Genomic DNA, 22,714 nt, shown 5'->3' on the forward strand with positions numbered 1-22,714 from the left:
GCAGGGCGGAACCGCGGTTCCGCCTTTTTTTGCTCTCACCTTAGCCCCTCAGCGCGCGCCAGAGGATCGCCGGCAGCTTGCGCCAGCGCGGCCGATGATAAAAATCCACCAGCTTCTGCGCCACCGCTTCCTGCCCCCGGTGGGTAATAAACCAGGGCGGCAGGGGCATCAGCGTCAGTTCGCCATGCCACAGACTGCGCGGAAACGGCCGAAACGGCGCCTCAATCACCGTGCGCTCGGTTTTCTCCAGCATAAAGCTGTTATGCACCTTGCCCCGCCCGCTCTGAATATCGTCGAGCGTGTGGCCGGGAAACGCGCCCCACGGGCAAGGGACCAACAGGAAGGCCACCCCGCTCCAGCAGTTGATCGCCACCGTGCCGTAGCGCAGCTCAGCGATTAACGCGTTAAAACGCTTACGTCCAATCGCTTTGCGGGTGCGCGGATGGATCACAATATTGGCCCCCAGCGTGCCCTGCAGCCGCTGATTCGCATAGCCGATCGCCTGGCGCAGAAAACTTTCCGCACTGTCGGCCTCAAGACGAGTGACCGACAGCCCCGGGCCAAAGACCTCCTGCTGACAGAGCGCCGGGTCATCGTCGGTGTTCGCCACAATCAACGGCAGCGCGTCGCCGCGCGCTATCTCCAGCGGCTGGCGGGCGCGCAGGCGAAAGTCGGTCAGCCGTTTTTCAGCGCCGGGGTAGTAGTCCGGGCGGGTATTCGCGGCGATCAGTCGGTACAGCTGATTCAGCAAGCCCGTCGCTGGCTCCCAGCCCTGCTGCAGGATCAGCACCTGGCTGGCCACGCAGTTAAACCCGCCGTTGTTCATCTTCTGCGTCGCCAGCTGCTGCGCCTGAAACGCAATATCCGCCTCGCTCCACGGCCCGGGTACGATAATGGTAGGGCTGACGCCGCCCAGCTCCGAAGTCACCCGACGCGGGTTCAGCGGCGTCCCGGCGGCCCGACGCTGGCGAGCCGCTTCACCGTCGCCCCAGACGATGACGTCATGGGTCTCGCGAGAGCCGGTGATATGGATCTCATCGACAGCGGGATGGCTGGTCAGCCATGCTCCCGCCTGGGCGTCGCCGGTGACGATGCGGAGCGCATCCATGGCAATCAGCGGTGCCAGGGCCTGGGCCAGCAGATCGTGCAGATAATCATTCACCGGGTTGAGCTTCAGCAGGCAGACCTGATTTTCAATAAACAGCTTGTGTAGCACATCCAGTGGCGCAATCGAGGCCACATTGCCGGCGCCAAGCACCAGCGCCAGCTTGCCCTGCCGCGCGGCCGGCGGGATGTCGTATGCCCGCGCCGCATAGCGGTCAAGATGGGCCCGGGTGACGCCTGGCTGCATCCATATCTCAGCGCGAACCCCAGACAGCAACAGTCGATCCCAGAGCGTGCCGGGCACCACCCGCAGCGCCAGGCGGCCGTCCGCCAGCGTCCGCAGCGGGATCCGCCGCAGAAAGGTCTTCTCTTCCAGTTGCTCCAGGGTGGCGATAAGCCCGTTGCAGCCGACCATTAGCGCGCAGGGGCCCGCCAGCCACTCCTCCCCCGCCAGCGGATCGCCCGCCCGCAGCCCTTTGGCCGCCGCCGCGGCGGCCACCCACGCCGGGGCAATACCAGCCAGGGCATCCTTGATCTGGCGCAGCAGCGCCAGACGACGGTTCACTGAGGTTTCCGCCCAACGCTGGCGCGCCGCCGACAAGGCGTACAGGGCAGCATCATACTGAGAGCAGGTCGTCAGACCGGGTCGCGCATGGCTCATTTTCCCTCACTCATTAAAATCTCTCCGTAGGCCTGGCGCAGTTGATTTTTGAGCACCTTACCCGTGGCGCTGACCGGTAGCGCGTCGACAAATATCACCCGGTCCGGGATCTGCCACTTTGGCACCCGCGTCTCAAACCAGGTCAGCAGATCGGTCTCTTCCACTTCGCCCCCTTCCGCGCGAACGCACAGCAGCACCGGCCGCTCGTCCCAGCGCGGATGACGGGCGGCGATGGCCGCCGCGCTGCGCACCGCCGGATGCGCGATGGCGATATTCTCCAGCTCAACGGTGGAGATCCACTCGCCACCGGACTTGATAATATCCTTTGCCCGATCGCAGATCACCAGATAACCATTGGCGTCGAGCGTACCGATATCGCCGGTATCAAACCAGCCTCCCGCGGTCAGGGCGCTCGCGTCCTGACCATAGTACTGCTCCACCACCCAGTGCCCTCTGACCTGCAGATACCCCTGACTTTGACCATCCCGGGGCAACGGTTCGCCATCCACGTCCACTACCTGCAGTTCGATGCCGAATATGGGCCGCCCCTGACCGGCGCGCTGCTTTTGCTGCTCCTGTGCCGGGAGCGCGTCATGTTTGCTCAACGACGTGTTGATGGTGCCGATAGGCGATGTTTCGGTCATTCCCCAGGCGTGGGTCAGTTCAATGCCGTAATCACGCTGAAAGGCCTCGGCCATCGACGGCGGCAGCGCGGAGCCGCCAACCAGTGCACGTTTAAATTCAGGCAGCCGGACCTCTGTCCGGCGCATCGCCGCCAGCAAGCCGGCCCAGATCACCGGCACGCCAAACCCCACCGTTACCTTCTCGGCGGCCAGCAGCTGCAGCAGGCTGTCGCCATCGAGGTGCGGCCCCGGCAGCACCAGCCGCGCGCCGACCATGGCGGCGATAAACGGCGTCCCCCACGCGTTGACATGGAACATCGGCACCACCGGCAACAGGCTGTCCTTCGCCGATAAGCCGGCGGCGTCCGGCTGGTTGCCGCTCAGGGCGTGCAGGACCAGCGAACGATGGGTATTCAACACCCCTTTCGGCCGGCCGGTAGTTCCCGAGGTGTAGCAGAGCGAAGCTGGGGTCAGTTCATTGAGCTGCGGCCAGCGATAGTCTACTGTCCCCTGCTGCAACAGATCGTCAAAAAACAGCAATGAGGGCAACTGGCTGAGCGCCGCTTCGCTGCGGGGTTCCATCAGCACGATGTGTTTCACCGTCGGCAGCTGCGGCAGCAGCTGCGCCACCAGTGGCAGAAAGGTCTGGTCAAAAAACAGCACTTCGTCGGCAGCGTCGTTGAGGATATACCGCAGATGGTCAACCGACAGCCGCGGGTTGACAGTGTGCGTCACCCAGCCGCCGGAGGCGACGGCAAAATAGATCTCCAGATGGCGGCGATTGTTCCATGCCAGGGTAGCGCAGCGGGCGCCTGGCGGCAGCCCCAGCGACGCCAGCGCCGACGCCAGCCGCTGAGCGCGGCTGGCCACCTCCCCCCAGCTGCTGCGCTCCTGCTCACCGCCAGTACTCACCGAGACAATCTCGGTCTCGCTGTGATATTGCGCCGCATGGCCGAGCAGCGCGGCAGTGGTGAGATCCTGATAAATCATCGGTGACGGCATTACGGGGTCTCCTTTACAGACTTCCGGCAGGGAACAGGGTCGCGGCACGATCGTGCGGGCGCCTATTGAATCTGGTCTACATTTGCCGGTCTGCACAAATAAACGTACAGAAATCAGCGGTCACGCACAAAATAGAGTAAGAAATGATTCAGGAGGAAAAAGACGAAATCATAACAGGCAGGTCATTGCTTAGGGCTGCTATCGCCCGGCAGCGGGCCGGGCGATAGCAGTGGGGATTTACAGCAGCGCTTTCGCTTTAGCGACCACGTTGTCGACGGTGAAGCCGAACTCTTCGAACAGCTGCTCAGCCGGCGCAGACTCACCGAAGGTGGTCATGCCAACGATAGCGCCGTTCAGGCCAACGTATTTGAACCAGTAGTCCGCGATACCGGCTTCTACCGCGACGCGGGCAGAAACGGCTTTCGGCAGTACGGATTCGCGATAAGCGGCATCTTGCTTGTCGAACGCGTCGGTGGACGGCATGGAGACCACGCGCGCCTTCACGCCTTCGGCGGTCAGTTTGTCCCACGCGGCCACTGCCAGCTCCACTTCGGAACCGGTGGCGATGAAGATCAGCTCCGGCTGGCCGGCACAATCTTTCAGCACGTAACCACCGCGAGCGACGTTCGCCAGCTGCTCTGCGGTACGCTCCTGCTGCGCCAGGTTCTGACGGGAGAGGATCAGCGCGGTCGGGCCGTCCTGACGCTCTACGCCATATTTCCACGCAATCGCGGATTCAACCTGGTCACACGGACGCCAGGTGGACATGTTCGGCGTCACGCGCAGGGAAGCCACCTGCTCTACCGGCTGGTGAGTCGGGCCATCTTCACCCAGACCGATGGAGTCGTGGGTGTAGACCATCACCTGACGCTGTTTCATCAGCGCGGCCATACGTACCGCATTACGCGCGTATTCCACGAACATCAGGAAGGTGGAGGTGTACGGCAGGAAACCGCCGTGCAGCGCGATACCGTTGGCGATAGCGGTCATACCGAATTCACGCACGCCGTAATGAATGTAGTTACCCGCGGTGTCTTCGTTGATCGGCTTAGAACCAGACCACAGGGTCAGGTTGGACGGCGCCAGGTCAGCGGAGCCGCCGAGGAATTCCGGCAGCAGCGGGCCGAAGGCTTCGATAGCATTCTGCGACGCTTTACGGCTGGCGATTTTCGCCGGGTTAGCCTGCAGCTTCGCGATGAACTCGTTAGCTTTGGCGTCGAAGTCAGACGGCATTTCACCTTTCATACGACGGGTGAATTCGGCCGCTTCCTGCGGGAAGGCTTTCGCGTAGGCAGCAAACTTCTCATTCCACGCCGCTTCTTTCGCCTGGCCGGCTTCTTTGGCATCCCACTGCGCATAGATGTCAGACGGGATGTCAAACGGCGCGTGTTTCCAGCCCAGCGCTTCGCGGGTCAGGGCGATTTCGGCGTCGCCCAGCGGTGCGCCGTGGGAGTCGTGGGTACCGGCTTTGTTCGGCGAACCGAAACCAATGATGGTTTTGCACATCAGCAGGGACGGTTTGTCGGTAACTGCACGCGCTTCTTCTACTGCGCGTTTGATGGCGTCAGCGTCGTGACCGTCAACGCCGCGTACCACGTGCCAGCCGTAGGCTTCAAAGCGTTTCGCGGTATCGTCGGTGAACCAGCCTTCAACGTGGCCGTCGATGGAGATGCCGTTGTCATCATAGAAGGCCACCAGTTTGCCCAGTTTCAGAGTACCGGCCAGGGAGCACACTTCATGAGAAATGCCTTCCATCATGCAGCCGTCGCCCATGAAGGCGTAGGTGAAGTGGTCGACGATATCGTGGCCCGGACGGTTGAACTGCGCCGCCAGAGTTTTCTCGGCAATAGCCATCCCGACCGCGTTAGCGATACCCTGGCCCAGCGGACCGGTGGTGGTTTCCACGCCCACGGTGTAGCCGACTTCCGGGTGACCCGGGGTTTTGGAGTGCAGCTGGCGGAAGTTTTTCAGCTCTTCAATCGGCAGATCGTAGCCAGTGAGGTGCAGCAGGCTGTAAATCAGCATCGAACCATGGCCATTTGACAACACAAAACGGTCACGGTCAGCCCAGGCCGGATTGTTCGGGTTATGGTTCAGGAAATCACGCCACAGCACTTCGGCAATGTCAGCCATACCCATCGGGGCCCCCGGGTGGCCGGATTTGGCTTTCTGTACAGCGTCCATGCTCAGGGCGCGCAGCGCGTTGGCGCATTGGCAGCGAATGGTTTTTGTCGTCTTCATCAGTCTTTATCCCTGCGGCTTACAGCATCTGCTGAATCTGTTGTTCCAGTTTCACCTGATCGACAGCAAACAGTCGGATCCCTTCCGCTAGTTTTTCCACTGCCATGAGATCCTGATGATGCTGCCAGAGAAACTCCGCCTGCGTCATCGGGCTGGGACGAGTTTCCGTCACGCAGCCGGGGGTCAACTGGCGGGTCAACACTCCTTCGCTGGCCGCCAGCTCGTCCAGCAGTGCCGGAGAGATAGTCAGGCGATCGCAGCCCGCCAGCGCCTGGATCTGCTCAATACGACGGAAGCTGGCGCCCATTACCACCGTGTCATAGCCATGGGATTTGTAATACTGATAAATCTGGCGCACAGAGACCACGCCCGGATCGCTGTCCACCTGATAGGCTGACTGCGGCTGGTGCTTCTGATACCAGTCGTAGATGCGGCCCACAAAGGGCGAGATGAGAAAGACGCCCGCTTCGGCGCATGCCCGGGCCTGAGCGAAAGAGAACAGCAGCGTCAGGTTGCAGTTTATACCGCTCTGCTCCAGCTCTTCGGCAGCGCGAATGCCCTCCCAGGTGGCGGCGAGCTTAATTAGAATCCGCTCGGGACCAATGCCATTTTTTTCATATAACTGGATGAGCTTGCGCGCCTTCGCGACGCACATCCCGCGATCCCAGGCAAAGCGGGCATCCACTTCGGTGGAGATACGCCCGGGCACATGGCGCAGCACCTCGCTGCCGATATCCACTGCCACCTGATCGCAGGCGTTAATCAATTGTGTTTCTGCGCTGCCTCCCTGGCGGCGTGCCTTGCCAATCGCATCGGCAATCAGCGGCTGATACTGCGGCAGCTGCGCGGCCTTCAGCACCAGCGAGGGGTTGGTGGTCGCATCCTGGGGTGCAAACTTTTTAATCGATTCAATATCGCCGGTATCAGCAACAACCGTGGTGTATTTTTTCAGTTCGTCTAACTGGCTCATCATCTGTTCCTTATCTTACGACTGCGGAGATTAATCTCTGGCATGCTGGTGTTCGTAATAATCAATACGTTCCACTTTGGGCGCGGAGCCGCCGCCTTCATATTCGGACTCAAGCCACGCCTGAATAATTTTTTTGCCCAGCTCAGTGCCAATCACCCGCGCGCCGAGGGTAATAATCTGCGCGTTGTTACTTTTACGCGCTCGCTCAGCGGAGAAGGTATCGTGACACTGGGCGGCACGGACCCCGGGTACTTTATTGGCCACAATACTCATCCCAATGCCGGTACCGCAGATCAGAATGCCGCGCTCGTGTTCGCCCTGTTTAATCGACATCGCCACCGCATGGGCAACATCCGGATAAACGGTACTCCCCTGGCGCTTATCGCTGCTGTAATCCGCGACGTTTATTCCCAGCCCATTCAAATAAGCGACGATAGTATCGCGAAAAGCATAGGCGGCATCATCCGCACCAATAGCGATTGTTTTCATGGTTATTTCCTTAATTTAACAGTACGTCTTAATGACAATTCGGGTAAAACGAAATTTGGTCGCCGGGCTGAATAATTTGTGGTGGTTCGCCGTAAAGGTGTACCGTCCCGGGTAATTCAGCGATATCTGCGCCATCAAAATTTAGCGTGATATGGCCAAGCTGTCGTAAATTTGCCGTTGCCACACGGCCTACCGCGGTCACCCGATAATTTTTATCATTTAATTTCATTCGCTGACCGGGCGATAACTCGGCGGTCAGTTCGCTGGCCTGGTGTACGGCGCAATAACTCGCAATATCGTCGGGAACGGCATCGGAGAATAAAATAAGCCGCTGCTCCCGCAAAGAGCACTCAACATATTCCCCGACGGCGGTAATTCGTAATGAATACAACGGCACGCTCATACTATTTGTGTCCTTTGGCGGCAGGGGAAGATAATGTCACGCTCTCTTCACTTTTCGCGTCTTTCAAAGGTTCAGCGGCTGGCGCCCGCTTTTTCAGCCGTTTATCAAACCAGGCGACCAGTATCGGCGCGGTGATCATGGTGATAATGCTCGCCGTCGCCAGCTGCGCGGTGGCGGCATCCACGTACATCGCCAGCGAAGGATCCGCCTGGGCAACCATCGCCGGCGTCAGCGCTGAGCTGGCGGCGGTGGTTCCCAGCGCGGCGCCCAGCGCGCTTTTCTTCTTCAAAAACAGGTTGTAGATAAAGTAGAACACAATCCCGGTGAGCGCGGAGATAATCCCCAACAGGATCCCGGACAGGCCGGCGGTAAACACCGTATTGATGCTGGAGTTGGCGCCGATGGCGAACGACATAATAATGATCACCAGCGGCTGCGCCGCGGCGCATAACTGTTTAAAACGTTCGTCCAGATTGCCCCACAGCATGCCAATCAGCAGCGGGATAAGCATCGACAGCAGCGCGGCGAAGGGAATATTGGCCAGGCCGCTGACGCCCAGCACCATCATGGTGACAAACGGACCATCCTTGATGCAGAACACGGAGATCGCCCCGGCATCACTGGCATCGCCATAGTTGCTGCACAATGCGATATAGAGGGAGCTGTTCGAGCTGGTCAGGCAGGCAATCAGCGCCAGGGTCGATATCCCGAGAAATCCGCTCGGGCCAAACAACGTTCCCGCGGCCCATACGGCCAGGGCCCCGGCCAGACATTTGAGAAACAGCAGCACGGCGCCTTTATAGAGCGGCAAACCGGCCTGACGGATATTGATTGAGGTTCCGCAAATGAGCAAAAATATGCCCATCATGGTGCTGGAACCGACTTTAAATAAAGCGGTGGTCGGGCCGCCAATACTGAGCACCTGGGGAGCAAAGGTATTAATCAATATTGCCACCAGCAGTGGAATAATGATTAGCCCACCGGGCACCTTATTCATTTTCTCAAGTATATTAATATTCATAGGGTGACTCTTAAATTAAGATTTAACAGAGATAACGACGCAATACTACCCTGACGACCATTACGTCGTTTATTTTTTATTAGATGACTGGGTTATTGCTGTGCTTCTTGATAAATTCGGTCAACAATGATGCCAATAATATCTTCCGGTCCGGTTAACCCTCCTTTTCCGACACAAATTAAGCCGGCATAATCACCACCAATAATCCGCACCATATCGGTTTGCGGGATGACATAGTCAATCATTTCTATTCCGGTCGCGCCCAGCTCTTTTAGGACATTGACCATGGTGTCACCGCCGGTCATATACAATCCTTTAATTTCACCCGACGCACAGTTAAGCACCTCGCGTACAATACTGCCCAATCCGTGGTTAATATTTTGCGCAGCCTCACCGTGGGCCAGACCAAATCTCTGCTCCTCTTCCTGAAGGTTTAGCAACCGCCCGGTCAAGGCGGATTCAAAAACAAAGAGCGCGTTGTGCTGCGCCGGAACGCACTGTCGGGCATGCTGTACCACGCGATTGACTTCAATCTCAGCGGCGTTTTTCCTGTCAACTAACAGCTCGGCATCAACCGGGATATGGCAGACCCGGTCATCCCTGGCGATCAAATACTGGAGCTGTTTTTTGGTTACTGGCGTTGCGCTGCCGGCAACGATCAAAATCGAGCCGCGCTGGCCGTCCGCTGTCAGGCTCGCGGGCGCGCTGCTCCGCGCTTCGCGCATCAGGCCGCGACGAACCGCCAGCCGTTCGGTAAAGGGCCCCGGATCGACGGCCAGCACGTTCCAGTTCAGGGCCACTACCGCCCCGGCGATGGCATCGACATCGTCGACGGTTATCGCATCGACCACTATCACCCGCACGCCGCGTTGCTGTTGCTCCTGCAAATCCTGCTGGATTTGCCCTTCGCCTTTCATCACCGACGTCAGCGCGATATGCCCGACCTGATGATGGGTCTGCGCCGCCAACAGTCCCGGCACCCACGACTCGGTGACCGGGGTACGTACATCGCGAGCCACATCGGTCCGCGACAGGGCTACCGAATCAATCACCGAATAACCGCCGACGAGAATACGCCGTGACTGCGGCATCGCCGGCACCACAACCGCCACCGTCTCCTGCGGCAGTTGTTCCAGCATGGCATCGATTTCAAATCCGATGCCGCCGCGCAGCGTGGTATCAATCCGCTTGGTGAAGTAGTGCGCGCCGCGAGCCTGCAGCTGTTTCACCGCAGCGCTCACTTTGTGCTGGGCCTCCGCTTTCGGCAATGGGCGGCTGTCGCTGCTGACGACCATCGCCGGATACTCGACCTCATTGCGGGAGAAGGATTCGGTATCGAAAAACGCGGCGGTTTTTAAACCGCTACGTGCCAGCAGCACCCCGACGGTGGTCGCCCCGGTCAAATCGTCAGCCACGATCCCAAGCTTTCCGCCTTCCCCTTGTGGCCAGACCATCTCAATGCAGGCAGGCGTCACCCCGGAGACGTAGATCCCTTCGTGTATAAATTCCGCCAGCGGGCCGCTTTTGCCGGTGGGATGCAGGTTAATGGTGGGAATTCCCCGCTTCGGATAGAGTCCGCAGCGCAGCGTGCCGCCGCAGTCGATGACCATTAAACCAATCTCTTCTGCCGGCGGTTCGCCATTTTTGAATACATCAATGGAGGGCCAGCCGGTCAGTTCGCTCAGGCGGTCCACGACCGGGGGACGGATCCCCCCGGTAATGTACGCAATCTTTTTTCCCTGACCCAGCGTGATAGTCAGAGGCCCACCCCAGCCCTTACAGCCCTTGCTAATCAACAGATGTTTTTCCATTTCTCTGTCCTCGTGATTCGCATGAACCTCAGCGATTATTGATGCTTCATTTTCCAGTAACGGGCCGCCACCAGCGTCGACTCCAGCATACTGACAGTACCCGCCTTACCGGTACCGGCGATATCAAACGCCGTCCCATGGTCAACGGAGCTGCGCATAAACGGCAGGCCGAAGGTAATGGTGATTGAACGTTCAAAGTCGAGGGTTTTACAGGCGATATGCCCCTGATCGTGATACAGCGAGAGAATGGCGTCGTAGCGCCCCTGTTTGCCGAGATGGAACACGGAATCGGCCGGTACCGGCCCGATAGCGTTGATCCCCATCTCCTGGGCCGCTTTCACCGCCGGGATCAGATTGTCTGCCTCTTCGTGACCAAAAAGACCGTTGTCGGAACCATGCGGGTTCAGGGCGGCCACGGCAATACGCGGATTGTTGATGTTCAGGGCAGTAAATTCATGATGGATCTGCTGAACGCAGGCCAGCACCCGCGCTTTATTGGCATAGTCACAGGCAGCTTTTAGCGCCATATGGCGGCTCACGAAGAAGACGCGCAGGTTGTGGACGTGGAACATAGTCAAGCCATAATCAGATTGGGTTTCCACCTGATAGATTTCGGTATGGCCCGGGAGCTTACATCCCGCCAGCTTGATGGCTTCCTTATGAATAGGTGCAGTAGAGACCACGTCGATCAGCCCCGCTTTGCCCAGTTCGATCGACTTCATCACATAGTCCAGCGACATTTGCCCCGCCAGCTTATGCACCTTGCCCCATTCGATGCTGTCGCAGTCGTAGTCGCCGATTTCCAGGACATCCAGCGTCCCCCAGCTGAAACGGGCCTCCTGAGGATGAGCAATTTTATGGATAGCAAAATCGCAGCCCATGATTTTCATCGCCCGGCTGATAATCGGTACCGAGCCGATCAGGAACGGTTTGCACTCGTCATACACGCTTTTGTCCATCATGGTGGCCACGGTGATCTCTGGGCCGATCCCTGCCGGATCGCCGATGGTAATCGCCACAACGGGTTTTTTCTCTGCTGACATCATGCGCCTCTCTTGTCTCAGTTGATTGTTCATATGTTCATAGTCAAATCATATGCTCAAAACATTACCTGATGAATGAGCCGCCATTAGTGATGAGGATCACATAAAAAAATTCATAGATTTTTTTCATCGAAAAATGTGATCTAACATATGTTCATGCACTGATAAAAAGTTCAACCTCAATACAGGGTATGACACCCACATTTTGCAAGCGTTTGATTTTATTAACAGGAGAAGCAAAGATGACCCCGATATGGTTAGGAACCAGCTGGAAAATGAATAAGCCGCTGTCGCAGGCCATGGCCTGGTGCGAAACGCTGGCAGCGCGGATGCCAGAGGGCTGTCACCCTGCTATTCAGCCCTTCGTCATTCCCCCCTTCACCGCGATCCAACCCGTCAGCCATTTTCTGCAAATGCATCAGTTACCACTTTTGACCGGCGCGCAGAATATGCATGAAGCGGATCAGGGCGCCTGGACCGGGGAAATCTCGGCGGCCATGTTGGCAGAAACCGGCGCCACGCTTGTTGAGCTGGGACATTCAGAACGACGCGCCGCCTTTAATGAAAGCGATGCCGCGATTAATCGAAAAGTACATAGCGCCTTAGGTCATGGCCTGCGCCCACTGATCTGTATTGGCGATAGCGCCGAGGAGAAACGCTGGCAGGTGTCGCGTGAAAGCGTGGTGCGGCAGATGAAGATCGCCCTGTATGGCCTGAGCCACCAGCAAGCGCTGCAGATCCTGATTGCGTATGAACCGGTGTGGGCCATTGGCGAACATGGTACGCCCGCCTCACCGCAGGAGGCGGGCGTCATTCATCAGGCGTTGCGTGAGGCGCTTTGCGAGCGGTTTGGTCATGAGACGGGAATCCGTATCCCACTGCTCTATGGCGGCAGCGTTACACTGCAAAACGCGGTGGAACTGCTGCGCCAGCCGGAGATCAATGGCTTGTTTATCGGCCGCGCGGCCTGGGACGCACAAGGCTATTGCGACATTGTTCAACGCGTTACACAGGAATTTATTTTGCAGGCGCAGTAATATAAGAGGGACACCAGAGATGGAAATTCCAGGCCATGATTGAACAAGACTCAGATTACGCCCTGCTCACTGAAATTGCGGTGGCTTATTACGATCAGGAACAAACGCAGGAAGAGATCGCCAAACGATTCGGCATTTCGCGTATCAAAGTCGGGCGCCTGCTGAAAAAAGCGCGCCAGGAAGGGATTGTTGAGATCAGCGTCAAATACCATCCGGTCTTCAGCTCCCAGATTGAGCAGCAGTTTATTTCGCACTTTGGCATTAAGCGCGCGCTGATTGCCCTGGATCACCATGATGAAGATGAACAGCGCCAGCAGGTGGCGGCCCTGGTCAGTAACTACCTGGCTGGGGTGTTAAAAAACGATATGACCGTCACCGTTGGTCAGGGGCGCAATGTGGCCGCGGTGGCGAATCACGTCGGTGTGTTTCCTGAGCGCCACTGCCGCTTTATCTGCGGCATCGGCGGAACCAAGCGCGACAATCAGCTGATCGACGCCGACCACATCAGCCGGAATCTGGCGCGCAAATTTAACGGCTTCAGCGAAACGCTTTACGCCCCGGCCTATGTGGAAACCCCGGAGCTGCGCGCCGCCTTTATGCAAAACCGCCTGATTAAGGCCACGCTCGAACAGGCCAGCAAAGCTGACGTGGCGATCATTGGCCTCGGCGATATGAATGAAAACAGCTTTATGGTCCAGCTCGGCTGGTTTACGCCGCAGGAAATTGCCACCGCGCGTCAGGAACAGGGGGTGGTGGGCGATCTGGCGGGGTACAGCTTTTTCAATATTCAGGGCAAACCCGTCGATACGGTGATGAATGACCGGGTCATTGGCTTAAGTCTCGAACAGCTGCGGGCCATTCCCTGCGTCATCGCTATCGCCTCCGAAAGTACGAAAGCGACGGCGATCCTGGGGGCATTACGCACCGGGGTTATCGATGTGCTGGCTACCAGCGCCTCGAACGCCCGTTCGGTCATTAATATGCAAAAGGCGCTATAAATAAGCCACGGCGCAGGCGGCGGATCAGCGTCGTCCACCGTCGCGCTGGCCTTTGCCCTTCCCTTTTTCGGCTCGCTGTATCAAAAAATCATCAATGATGCCGACAACCCAGTTGAGAGGTTTCCACAGTACCAGCAGCAGCAGCAGCATGGGGCCGTATATCCGCACACCCCCTGTCGCGATCTGACCGATGCACAGCAGGGCTAAGATATCCAGCAGCAGGCACAATGCGCTGCCAGTGCCGACGAACAGACACAGCAGGAAGAGGATCGGCCGGCTATCGGCGTGTAGCGGTAAAGCGCGCTGGCTCCAGACGCCAACGATAATGGCCGCGATCAACATGATCGCTTCGATAACCAGCAGATTATGCATGGTCTGACTCCTGTCATGACGTTTCATCCTTGTCAGCAGCGCTGCCGGAAGCAGTGGCCAGGGCCCTGGCTACCGGCAGGCGGCTTCAGTTTATAGCGGGTTTTCCTGCAGCAGCTTATCGATAAAGGCAGGCACCACTTCGCTTGCCAGCCCGTAGTGCTTCTCGGCAAACTCGCTGCCCACCTGGCTGGGCTCCAGGTTCAGTTCAACGGTATGGGCGCCGTGCAGCCTCGCCTCGTGCACAAAGCCAGCCGCCGGATAGACATGGCCGGAGGTACCGATGGCGATAAAAATATCCGCGTCGGCCAGCGCGCTGTAGATCTCATCCATCCCCAGCGGCATCTCGCCAAACCAGACTACGTGCGGACGCAGCGCCGCCGGGAACTGGCAACAGTGGCATTTGTCCTCAGCGGTGACGTCGCCGGTCCACTCCAGCACCTGGCCGCTCCACGAACAGCGCACCTTTAGCAGCTCGCCGTGCATATGGATCACCCGGCGGTTGCCGGCGCGCTCGTGCAGATTATCAATATTCTGGGTGACCAGCAGGAAATGGTCGCCCAGTAGATCTTCCAGACGCGCCAGCGCCAGATGCGCCGCGTTCGGCGCGATCTCCGGGCTCTGCAGCTGGCGACGACGGGCGTTGTAGAACGCCTGCACCAGCGCCGGATCGCGGGCGAAGCCTTCCGGCGTCGCCACATCTTCCACCCGATGCTCTTCCCACAGGCCATCCGCCGCGCGGAAGGTTTTGATCCCCGACTCTGCCGAGATGCCCGCGCCGGTTAACACCACCACTCTCGGTTTTGCCATCGCTTCAGGTTTCATCCTGTCCTCCCTAAAGAAAATCCGCTGACGCAGACGGTCACGCAACCGACGTTTATTGCGACGAAAACGGCTCAATCGATGTAAACGGCGCGACTGCATAGCTACCTCTGTGATTAATGGGTCAGGTGAAGGAAGGCCGCACCGCGCATTCCCCCGGCATCGCCGTGGCGTGCGCGCTCAATGCGCGGAACCCTGGCGACCGGCAGAAGATGGCGCGGCAATCGTTGCGCCAGCCCTTCGCTAATGGCCGTAAAGTTAGATAATCCACCGCCGAGCACCAGTAAATCCGGGTCGACAATGGTCAGTATATTCCCCAGACACACCGCCAGCAGATCGAGATAGCGCTCAACGTGCGCCTGGGCGCGCGGATCGTGCTGCTGCCACTGCGCCACTATCTCCGGCGAGGAGAGCGGTTGCTGGTAAAAATGTTCGTACAGCCAGGCGAAACCGCGGCCGGAGAGATAATTTTCAATGCAGCCCAGCTGGCCGCAGCCGCAGCGCAGCAGCGGAAAATCGCGTCCGACCACCTCCAGGGCATCCACCGGCAGGCGAATATGGCCGAACTCGCCGGTGATATAGCTATGTCCGGTAATCGATTTACCGTTCAACACCAGGCCGCCGCCCACGCCGGTGCCGAGGATCAGCCCCATCACCAGCGGGTATTGCGTAAACTCATCGTCCCACGCTTCAGACAGCGCGAAACAGTTGGCGTCATTATCGAGGCGCACATCGCGCCCCAGCCGCGCGCTGAGGTCGGTGCGCAGCGGCCGGCCGCTGGCGGCTGGCACGTTAGCGGCATACAGCGTGCCGTCTGCCGTTTCCGGCATCCCCGGAATACCGATCCCGACCGACCCCTGCTGGTCGAAGCGCTCATCGGCCTCGCGGACCAGCGCCTCCACCGCCTGGAGAAAATCCTCATAACTGCTTTTCGGCGTGGCGACGCGTTTTTCCCACTGCAGTCGCCGCTCCTGATTAAATACGCCCAGCGCTATCTTGCTGCCGCCAATGTCAAATCCATAATACATTTCAGCAATTCCTCTTGTGTCGTCAGCAAAGCCGACGATGACGATAAATTACTGGCCACTCAGCACCCTCGCCGGGTCGATGCGGCTGGCGCGGCGGGCGGGATACCAGCTGGCCAGCAAACTCAGCAACAGTGCTGTCACCAGCACATAAAAGACGTCCAGCCAGTGCAGTTCTGACGGCAGGAAGTCAATAAAATAGATGTCGCCGGAGAGGAATTTATGCCCAATCAGGTATTCGATGCCGTTGATGATTGACGTCAGGTTCAACGCGCAGATCACGCCGATCACTACCCCAAACAGGCTGCCTACCGATCCGGCTAATAAACCATACCACACGAAAATCGCGCGAATTAAGCCGTCTTTTGCGCCAAGCGTGCGCAGCACCGCAATATCGCCGCTTTTGTCTTTGACCGCCATCACCAGCGTCGAGACGATGTTAAAGCAGGCCACGCCGATCACCAGCACCATCGCCAGATACATAATGGCGCGGATCATCTGGATATCGCGATACATATAGCCATAGGTGCCGATCCAGCTCTTGATGTAGACGTAGCTGTTGGTCACCTCGCCGGCGTCGCGCACCAGTTTGTTCGCGTGGAAAACGTCGGTGACCTTGATTGCGATGCCGGTCACGCTGCCGCCCATCTCCAGGTACTGCTGCGCATCCTGCATCGGGATCATGGCAAAACTATGATCGAGCTGGCCGCTCAGCTGTAAAATTCCGGTCACATGCAGCCTGACGCGTTTTGGCTGCAGCAGTTGATGGTCGGCGTCGGCGTTAGGGATCATGATCGACACCCAGTCCCCCTGCTTCACGTGCAGCGCATCGGCGACCCCTTTCCCCAGAATCACCTGCTGTTCGCCGGCCTTGAATCCGGCCCACGCGTTATTCTGCACAAAGGTGGGCAGCGCGCTGAGCCGGGTTTCCTGCTGCGGGTCGACCCCTTTCACCTGGATGGCGCGCATATTGCTGCCGCTCTCCACCAGGCCGGTGAAGTTAATATAGGGCGCTGCCGCGACAATCCCCTTCACCTTCTGCACCTTCGCCAGCGCCTCCTGCCAGTTATTCCACGGCTGGTTCACGGGTTCGATTTCGCCGTGCGGCACCACCGCCAGCACGCGGTTGTTCAGCTCGCGTTCAAAACCGTTCATCGCGCTGAGGCCGACGATCAGCACCGCCACCCCCAGCGCAATGCCGATGGTGGAGATCACCGAGATCAGCGACACCATGCCGCCGCGCCGCCGTCCGCGGCTGAAACGTAATGCAATCAGTAACGATAACGGAGACGCCATTACTCGGCCCCCATCAGGGTCAGGTCGGCGGTCAGACGGCCATCACGCATCTCCAGCTGGCGGCTCATGCGTTTCGCCAGCTGCAGGTCGTGGGTCACCACCAGAAACGCGGTGCGCTGCGCGACGTTCAGTTCGCCCAGCAACTGGAAGATGCTGTCGGCGTTGCGAGCATCAAGGTTACCGGTCGGTTCATCCGCCAGCACCAGCCGCGGTTTATTCACCAGCGCGCGGGCAATCGCCACCCGCTGGCGTTCACCGCCGGAGAGCTCCGACGGACGGTGATGGCTGCGGTGTTCAAGCCCGACCGCCTGCAGCATCGCTTTCGCCTGGCGTTCAATATCCGCCGGCTTCTTTTTGCCAATCAGCAGCGGCATCGCCACGTTTTCCAGCGCGCTAAAGTCCGGCAGCAGATGGTGGAACTGATAGATAAAGCCCAGCTCGCGGTTACGCAGGTCGGCGCGCGCGGCGGTGGAGAGTTTACTCATCGGCTGGCCGGAGAAAATCACGTCGCCAGAGGTGGGCGTATCCAGGCCGCCGAGCAGATGCAGCAACGTACTTTTGCCAGAGCCGGAGGTGCCGACAATGGCCATCATCTCGCCTTCACCAATGCTGAAGCTGACATTGTGCAGGACATCGGTTTGCACATTGCCTTCCTGATAGCGTTTGCACAGGTTGTCGCATTGCAGCAGGATCTTATTCATAACGTAAAGCCTCAGCGGGTTGGGTGGCGGCAGCGCGCCAGGAAGGGTACAACGTAGACAACAAGGCCAGCACCATCGCCACCAGGGCGATAACAATAACCTGCAACGGCTCAATCGCCACCGGCAGCGCCGCGCCGTCAAGGAAGGCGCCGATGACTGGCATTAAATTATTCAACTGGCTGGCGAGCAGCGCGCCAAGCACGGCTCCCAACAGCGCGCCGACGATCCCGGCGCTGGCGCCCTGCACCATAAAGACGGCCATGATCTGCCGCGGCGTCAGCCCTTGAGTTTGCAGGATAGCCACTTCGCCCTGCTTCTCCATCACCATCATCCCCAGCGAGGTAATAATGTTGAAGGCCGCGACGGCGACGATCAGGCTCAGCAGCAGGCCCATCATGTTTTTCTCCATGCGCACCGCCTGGAACAGTTCGCCCTTGCGCTCGCGCCAGTCCTGCCACTGGGTACCTGGCGGCAGCGTCTGCTGGCTCAGGGTATCCACTTGCAGCGGTTTATCCAGCCACAGGCGCCAGCCGGTGATATTCCCCAGCGGATAACGCATTAAACGAGAGGCGTCGTCGATGTTGGTCAGCATCTGATAACCATCGACTTCGCTGTTGGCGGCGAAGGTGCCGATGACCGTGAACAGACGCTGGCTCGGCACGCGGCCCATTGGCGTAAACTGACTGGCGGAAGGAACCATCACACGAATTTGATCGCCACGATTAACCCCCAGCTGGCCCGCCAGCTGTTCGCCGAGAATAACGTTATATTTGCCCGCCTGCAGATCGCTCTGTTTGACGTTCACCAGGTACGGAGTCAGGGGATCGTTTTGCGCAGGATCAATGCCCAGCATGACCCCGACCGCCACGCTGCGCGCGCTCTGCAGGACGACGTCACCGGTGGTGATCGGCGCCACGCGGGTCACCCCCTGGAGTTTCGCCTCGCGCTCCGGCAGTTGCTGAGGGTTCACCGAGCCCTGTTTGGCGCTAAGAATGGCCTGCGGCATCAGCCCCAGGATATTGTTTTGCAGCTCGCGTTCAAAGCCGTTCATCACCGACAGGACCGTCACCAGCGCCATTACGCCAAGCGTAATGCCGATGGTTGAGAGCCAGGAGACGAATCGACCGAAGCGGTCGGCTGCGCGCCCGCGCATATAGCGCAGGCCGATAAAGAGTGCGGCAGGTTGGTACATGTCATCCATCTGGTTGCTGATAGCCGATGCCCGAGTATATAAGCGAATACGAGCAGCGTAAATGACTGATACCTGACGACTTTATTAGCAATAATCCTAAAAACCAAGCAAATACAATCGGATAGATAAGACCTTGCTGATATATCTTTACGCTTATCCGCAACCCGGATGTTTGTTGAACCAACACCTGATGGCAATTCGGGTTGGCGAATCCAGACCAATCGCGGATAATCTCACTATTGAATATCAGCGAGTTGCCCTCCATATCGGCAGAGCGAATCCCCAAGAGACCATGAAACCGTCTATGCCTGAACAATATCGATACTCATTGCCGGCCAAAGCCGGTGATCTGCGCCAGCTTGGCGAGTTGACCGGCGCGGCCTGCGCTACCCTGGTGGCAGAGATGGCCGAACGCCACAAAGGCCCGGTGGTGCTGGTGGCACCTGACATGCAAAACGCGCTGCGTCTGAACGACGAGATCAGGCAGTTCACCGACAGCATGGTGATGGGGCTGGCTGACTGGGAAACGCTCCCCTACGACAGCTTCTCGCCGCACCAGGATATCATCTCCTCCCGTCTTGCCACCCTTTACCAGTTACCCACCATGCAGCGCGGCGTACTGATCGTCCCGGTCAGCACCCTGATGCAGCGCGTCTGCCCGCACAGCTTCCTTCACGGGCACGCGCTGGTGATGAAAAAGGGCCAGCGCCTGTCGCGCGATGCGCTGCGCGATCAGCTTGAGGGTGCCGGCTACCGCCATGTCGATCAGGTGATGGAGCACGGCGAATATGCCACCCGCGGCGCGCTGCTCGACCTGTTCCCGATGGGCAGCGACCAGCCCTACCGCCTCGATTTCTTTGACGATGAAATCGACAGCCTGCGTCTGTTTGACGTCGACAGCCAGCGCACGCTGGAGGAAGTGGCGGCCATTAACCTGCTGCCGGCGCACGAGTTTCCCACCGACCAGACCGCCATCGAGCTGTTCCGCAGTCAGTGGCGCGACCGTTTTGAGGTGAAGCGCGATGCCGAGCATATCTATCAGCAGGTCAGTAAAGGGACACTGCCTGCCGGTATCGAATACTGGCAGCCGCTGTTCTTCAGCGAGCCGCTGCCGCCGTTATTTAGCTATTTCCCGGCCAGCACCCTGATCGTCAACACCGGCGATCTCGAGGCCAGCGCGGAACGTTTTCAGAATGAAGCCCGCGCCCGCTTCGAAAACCGCGGCGTCGATCCGATGCGCCCGCTCCTGCCGCCGGAACTGCTGTGGCTGCGCAGCGATGAGCTGTTCGGCGAACTGAAAAAATGGCCGCGCGTACAGCTGAAAACCGAGCGCCTGGCGGACAAAGCGGCGAATACCAATCTGGGCTACCAGACGCTGCCGGACCTCGCGGTGCAGGCGCAAAACAAAGCGCCGCTGGATAATCTGCGCCGCTTCCTCGAGTCCTTTACCGGCCCGGTGATCTTCTCCGTGGAAAGCGAGGGTCGCCGTGAAGCGCTGAGCGAAATGCTGGCGCGGATTAAAATTGCGCCAAAACACGTGCTGCGTCTGGAAGAAGCCACCGGCAATGGCCGCTATCTGATGATTGGCGCCGCTGAACACGGGTTTATTGACAGTCAGCGCGGCCTGGCGCTGATTTGCGAAAGCGACCTGCTCGGCGAGCGCGTGGCGCGCCGCCGGCAGGATTCACGCCGCACCATCAACCCTGACATCCTCATTCGCAACCTTGCCGAACTGCATATCGGCCAGCCGGTTGTCCATCTGGAGCACGGCGTGGGCCGCTATGCGGGAATGACCACCCTGGAAGCCGGCGGCATCACCGGCGAATACCTGATGCTGACTTACGCCAACGATGCCAAGCTATACGTTCCGGTATCCTCCCTGCATCTTATCAGCCGTTACGCCGGCGGGGCGGAAGAGAACGCGCCCCTGCACAAGCTGGGCGGCGATGCCTGGACCCGGGCGCGACAAAAAGCGGCTGAGAAAGTACGCGACGTGGCGGCAGAGCTGCTGGATATCTACGCCCAGCGCGCGGCGAAGGCGGGCTTTGCCTTTAAACACGACCGCGAACAGTATCAGCTGTTCTGCGACGGCTTCCCGTTTGAAACCACGCCGGATCAGGCGCAGGCGATTAACGCCGTCCTCAGCGATATGTGCCAGCCGCTGGCCATGGACCGCCTGGTGTGCGGCGATGTGGGCTTCGGTAAGACCGAAGTGGCTATGCGCGCCGCCTTCCTCGCCGTGGAGAACCACAAGCAGGTGGCGGTGCTGGTGCCGACCACCCTGCTGGCTCAGCAGCACTATGACAACTTCCGCGATCGCTTCGCCAACTGGCCGGTACGCATCGAAATGCTCTCCCGCTTCCGCAGCGCTAAAGAGCAGGCGCAGATCCTCGAGCAGGCCGCGGAAGGCAAAATCGATATCTTAATCGGCACCCATAAGCTGTTGCAGAGCGAGGTGAAGCTGCGCGATCTGGGGCTGCTGATCGTCGACGAAGAGCACCGCTTTGGCGTTCGTCACAAAGAACGCATCAAAGCAATGCGCGCCGATGTCGATATCCTGACCCTCACCGCCACGCCGATCCCGCGGACGCTGAACATGGCGATGAGCGGGATGCGGGACCTGTCGATCATCGCCACGCCGCCGGCGCGCCGTCTGGCGGTGAAGACCTTCGTTCGCGAATACGACGCCCTGGTGGTGCGCGAGGCGATCCTGCGCGAAACGCTGCGCGGAGGCCAGGTCTACTATCTGTTTAATGACGTCGAAAACATCCAGAAAGCCGCCGACAAGCTGGCGGAGCTGGTGCCGGAGGCGCGGATAGCCATCGGCCACGGCCAGATGCGGGAGCGCGAACTGGAGCGGGTGATGAATGACTTCCATCACCAGCGCTTCAATGTGCTGGTGTGCACCACCATCATCGAAACCGGGATCGACATTCCCACCGCCAACACCATCATCATCGAACGCGCCGACCATTTTGGCCTCGCCCAGCTGCACCAGCTGCGCGGCCGCGTTGGCCGTTCGCATCATCAGGCCTATGCCTGGCTGCTGACGCCGCATCCGAAAGCGATGACCACCGATGCGCAAAAGCGCCTCGAAGCCATTGCGTCGCTGGAAGATCTCGGCGCCGGCTTTGCGCTGGCGACCCACGATCTGGAGATTCGCGGGGCCGGGGAACTGCTCGGCGAAGATCAGAGCGGTCAGATGGAAACCATCGGTTTCTCTCTGTATATGGAGCTGCTGGAGAACGCAGTCGATGCGCTGAAAGCCGGACGCGAACCCTCGCTGGAAGATCTCACCAGCCAGCAGACGGAGGTCGAACTGCGCATGCCTTCCCTGCTGCCTGACGATTTCATCCCTGACGTCAATACGCGGCTGTCATTCTATAAGCGCATTGCCAGCGCCAAAAACGAACTCGATCTGGAGGAGATCAAAGTCGAGCTGATCGATCGTTTTGGCCGCCTGCCCGATGCCGCCCGCAACCTGCTGGATATTGCCCGTCTGCGTCAGCAGGCGCAGAAACTGGGGATCCGCAAACTGGAAAGCAACGAAAAAGGCGGCGTGATTGAATTTAACGAGAAAAACAACGTCAATCCGGTGTGGTTGATCGGCCTGCTGCAGAAGCAGCCCCAGCACTTCCGGCTGGACGGGCCGACGCGCCTGAAATTCATGCAGGATCTGGAAGAGCGTAAAACGCGGATGGACTGGGTTCGCCAGTTTATGCGTCAGCTGGAAGAGAACGCCGTCGCCTGACTGGCAGGAGATACGGCCCCCTGGCCGTATCTCCCTTCTTACATACCTGGCAATCTTTACAAACATTTTGCAATCCGCCTGGATTTCCCCACACAGACTCACGCCATAATCTCATCTGCTTTTCATATAAAAATAACCACTTATATATTTTGGAG

The 22,714-nt window shown here is 58.9% G+C and carries 18 protein-coding genes and 1 pseudogene; 3 read left to right on the forward strand and 16 right to left on the reverse strand.

Annotated elements, in window-relative coordinates; all coding sequences use genetic code 11:
• Nucleotides 1-40: 40 nt before the first annotated feature.
• The 9 genes from AC3EMD_RS16875 to pdxA all read right to left on the reverse strand — a co-directional run bounded on the left by AC3EMD_RS16875 (nt 41) and on the right by pdxA (nt 11,368).
• On the reverse strand, nt 41-1,765 hold the full coding sequence (locus tag AC3EMD_RS16875; RefSeq protein WP_302073606.1) for an aldehyde dehydrogenase family protein: 1,725 nt from the start codon (nt 1,763-1,765) through the stop codon (nt 41-43).
• Nucleotides 1,762-3,390, reverse strand: coding sequence for a long-chain fatty acid--CoA ligase (locus tag AC3EMD_RS16880; RefSeq protein ID WP_302073607.1), 1,629 nt, complete (start codon nt 3,388-3,390; stop codon nt 1,762-1,764). The genes AC3EMD_RS16875 and AC3EMD_RS16880 overlap by 4 nt, the downstream gene beginning before the upstream one ends.
• 237 nt (nt 3,391-3,627) lie before the next feature.
• Nucleotides 3,628-5,631: a transketolase gene (gene tkt, locus AC3EMD_RS16885; RefSeq protein WP_302073608.1), complete on the reverse strand. Its 2,004-nt coding sequence runs from the start codon at nt 5,629-5,631 to the stop codon at nt 3,628-3,630.
• 19 nt (nt 5,632-5,650) lie between these two features.
• Nucleotides 5,651-6,601 carry a transaldolase gene (gene tal / locus AC3EMD_RS16890; protein WP_302074193.1) on the reverse strand — a complete coding sequence of 317 codons (951 nt, stop codon included), beginning with the start codon at nt 6,599-6,601 and terminating at the stop codon, nt 5,651-5,653.
• 30 nt (nt 6,602-6,631) lie between these two features.
• On the reverse strand, nt 6,632-7,090 hold the full coding sequence (rpiB, locus tag AC3EMD_RS16895) for a ribose 5-phosphate isomerase B (RefSeq protein ID WP_008806013.1): 459 nt from the start codon (nt 7,088-7,090) through the stop codon (nt 6,632-6,634).
• A gap of 28 nt (nt 7,091-7,118) precedes the next feature.
• Nucleotides 7,119-7,493, reverse strand: coding sequence for a PTS glucitol/sorbitol transporter subunit IIA (locus AC3EMD_RS16900; RefSeq protein ID WP_008806012.1), 375 nt, complete (start codon nt 7,491-7,493; stop codon nt 7,119-7,121).
• Between the two features lies 1 nt (nt 7,494).
• Entirely contained in the window at nt 7,495-8,514 is a 1,020-nt protein-coding gene (locus tag AC3EMD_RS16905) for a 2-keto-3-deoxygluconate permease (RefSeq protein ID WP_302073609.1), read from the reverse strand.
• Nucleotides 8,515-8,606: 92 nt separating this feature from the next.
• Nucleotides 8,607-10,325, reverse strand: coding sequence for a four-carbon acid sugar kinase family protein (locus AC3EMD_RS16910; protein ID WP_012968563.1), 1,719 nt, complete (start codon nt 10,323-10,325; stop codon nt 8,607-8,609).
• A gap of 35 nt (nt 10,326-10,360) precedes the next feature.
• Nucleotides 10,361-11,368 carry a 4-hydroxythreonine-4-phosphate dehydrogenase PdxA gene (gene pdxA, locus AC3EMD_RS16915; protein WP_302074194.1) on the reverse strand — a complete coding sequence of 336 codons (1,008 nt, stop codon included), beginning with the start codon at nt 11,366-11,368 and terminating at the stop codon, nt 10,361-10,363.
• Between the two features lie 242 nt (nt 11,369-11,610).
• On the opposite strand from pdxA, the gene AC3EMD_RS16920 reads away from it, so the two are divergent.
• On the forward strand, nt 11,611-12,405 hold the full coding sequence (locus AC3EMD_RS16920; protein WP_008806009.1) for a triose-phosphate isomerase: 795 nt from the start codon (nt 11,611-11,613) through the stop codon (nt 12,403-12,405).
• Nucleotides 12,406-12,440: 35 nt separating this feature from the next.
• Nucleotides 12,441-13,403, forward strand: a complete 963-nt coding sequence (locus tag AC3EMD_RS16925; protein ID WP_004140612.1) for a sugar-binding transcriptional regulator — start codon at nt 12,441-12,443, stop codon at nt 13,401-13,403.
• Nucleotides 13,404-13,427: 24 nt separating this feature from the next.
• Here the strand turns inward: AC3EMD_RS16925 and AC3EMD_RS16930 are convergent, their stop codons facing one another.
• From AC3EMD_RS16930 to AC3EMD_RS16960, 7 genes and pseudogenes are all read right to left on the reverse strand, one after another.
• Nucleotides 13,428-13,775, reverse strand: coding sequence for a hypothetical protein (locus AC3EMD_RS16930; RefSeq protein WP_186503524.1), 348 nt, complete (start codon nt 13,773-13,775; stop codon nt 13,428-13,430).
• A gap of 90 nt (nt 13,776-13,865) precedes the next feature.
• A complete protein-coding gene (cobB, locus tag AC3EMD_RS16935) occupies nt 13,866-14,696 on the reverse strand; it encodes a Sir2 family NAD+-dependent deacetylase (RefSeq protein WP_008806007.1) in 831 nt (276 codons plus the stop codon).
• 14 nt (nt 14,697-14,710) lie between these two features.
• Nucleotides 14,711-15,622, reverse strand: coding sequence for an N-acetylglucosamine kinase (gene nagK, locus AC3EMD_RS16940; protein ID WP_008806006.1), 912 nt, complete (start codon nt 15,620-15,622; stop codon nt 14,711-14,713).
• A 48-nt stretch (nt 15,623-15,670) separates the two neighbouring features.
• Nucleotides 15,671-16,915, reverse strand: a complete 1,245-nt coding sequence (gene lolE / locus AC3EMD_RS16945) for a lipoprotein-releasing ABC transporter permease subunit LolE (RefSeq protein WP_008806005.1) — start codon at nt 16,913-16,915, stop codon at nt 15,671-15,673.
• A complete protein-coding gene (gene lolD / locus AC3EMD_RS16950) occupies nt 16,915-17,616 on the reverse strand; it encodes a lipoprotein-releasing ABC transporter ATP-binding protein LolD (RefSeq protein WP_002900798.1) in 702 nt (233 codons plus the stop codon). The genes lolE and lolD overlap by 1 nt, the downstream gene beginning before the upstream one ends.
• Nucleotides 17,609-18,808 carry a lipoprotein-releasing ABC transporter permease subunit LolC gene (lolC, locus tag AC3EMD_RS16955; RefSeq protein WP_046622379.1) on the reverse strand — a complete coding sequence of 400 codons (1,200 nt, stop codon included), beginning with the start codon at nt 18,806-18,808 and terminating at the stop codon, nt 17,609-17,611. The genes lolD and lolC overlap by 8 nt, the downstream gene beginning before the upstream one ends.
• A 142-nt stretch (nt 18,809-18,950) precedes the next feature.
• Nucleotides 18,951-19,073 (reverse strand): annotated as a pseudogene (locus tag AC3EMD_RS16960) (hypothetical protein); the annotation flags it as partial.
• Between the two features lie 39 nt (nt 19,074-19,112).
• On the opposite strand from AC3EMD_RS16960, the gene mfd reads away from it, so the two are divergent.
• Nucleotides 19,113-22,559 (forward strand): transcription-repair coupling factor, encoded by a 3,447-nt coding sequence (gene mfd / locus AC3EMD_RS16965; RefSeq protein WP_012542229.1) that lies wholly within the window; start codon nt 19,113-19,115, stop codon nt 22,557-22,559.
• The last annotated feature ends 155 nt before the right edge of the window (nt 22,560-22,714 follow it).

The organism is Klebsiella sp. PK18 (assembly GCF_057784655.1).